Below are 1,354 nucleotides of genomic sequence, written 5' to 3' on the forward strand. Positions count from 1 at the left end.
GAGGGTGTCCTAAAAATTGTGTAACCGGTGAAACGGCAGGATACTGCCTCTCCTCCTGGAGTCACTATGACCATCAACAAACGCACGAAACGCAGTAAACCCAACCCCGAACTGCTCCAGCTCGCCGACAGCCTGCTGGCCAACTACCAGAAACCCGAGGATTTGATCGGGGAAAATGGCTTACTCAAGCAGCTAACTAAAATGTTGGTCGAACGCGCCCTGGACGCTGAAATGGCCAATCATTTAGGCCACGGCAAGGGCGACGCGATCACCAATACCACCGGCAATGCCCGCAACGGCCACAGCGCCAAGACGCTGAAGGGCGACTTCGGCGAGCTGTCGCTGGACATCCCCCGTGACCGCCAAGCGCTGTTCGAGCCGCAGTTGGTGGCCAAGCATCAAACCCGCTGGACCGGTTTTGACGACAAGATCATCTCGCTTTACGCCCGTGGCCTGACCGTTCGCGAGATCCAGGGGCACCTGGAGGAGATGTATGGCGCTGCGGTGTCGCCCACCCTCATCTCTTCCGTCACCGACGCTGTGAGCGACGAGGTGAAGGCATGGCAGGGTCGGCCCCTCGACCTTCTGTACCCTATCCTGTATCTCGACTGCATTCACATCAAGGTGCGCGACAGCGGCGCGGTGCGGACCAAGGCGGTCTACCTGGCGATCGGCGTGAACATCGAGGGCCACAAGGAGGTTCTGGGGCTGTGGATCGCGCAGACCGAGGGTGCTAAATTCTGGCTGCAGGTCGTGACCGAACTTAAGAATCGCGGTGTTCAGGACATTTTCATTGCCTGTGTCGACGGTCTGAAGGGCTTCCCCGAGGCTATCGAAACCGTCTTCCCCAAAACCACGGTTCAGCTCTGTATCGTGCACATGGTACGCAATTCGCTGAATTTCGTTTCCTGGAAAATGCGTAAAATAATTGCGGCTGATCTGAAGCTGATTTACACCGCCACGACGGCGGAAAAAGCCGAACTGGAATTGTCGGCGTTCGAGAAAAAGTGGGGCCAGGACTATGCCTCGATCGGACAGAGTTGGCGGCGCAACTGGTCGAGGGTGATTCCGTTTTTCGACTATCCTGCTGAAATCCGCAAGGTGATTTACACCACCAACGCTATTGAGTCCATCAACATGAGCCTGCGAAAAATCATCAAGAATCGCAGTTCCTTCCCGACCGATGAGGCGGCGAGCAAACTGTTCTACCTGGCACTCAACAACATCAGTAAGAAGTGGACCATGCCGATCCGGGATTGGAAAGCAGCACTAAATCGCTTTACGATTCAGTTCGACGACCGCATGATGCCCCTGTAATCAACCCTACTGGTTACACAAAATTCAGTACACCCCC

Annotated in this window: 1 protein-coding gene; it reads left to right on the forward strand. The window is 55.6% G+C overall.

Annotated features, from left to right (window positions below; translation table 11 throughout):
- Window positions 1-66 precede the first annotated feature (66 nt).
- Window positions 67-1,317 carry an IS256 family transposase gene (locus H4J77_RS19460; RefSeq protein ID WP_182250110.1) on the forward strand — a complete coding sequence of 417 codons (1,251 nt, stop codon included), beginning with the start codon at window positions 67-69 and terminating at the stop codon, window positions 1,315-1,317.
- Window positions 1,318-1,354: the final 37 nt, after the last annotated feature.

The sequence above is a fragment of the Pseudomonas sp. 5Ae-yellow genome, assembly GCF_014077575.1.
GTDB lineage: Bacteria > Pseudomonadota > Gammaproteobacteria > Pseudomonadales > Pseudomonadaceae > Halopseudomonas > Halopseudomonas neustonica.

Bases quoted from the DNA above. Each gene is read 5' to 3' on its own strand.
- H4J77_RS19460 (WP_182250110.1), top strand. From the start codon at position 67: ATGACCATCAACAAACGCACGAAACGCAGTAAACCCAACCCCGAACTG.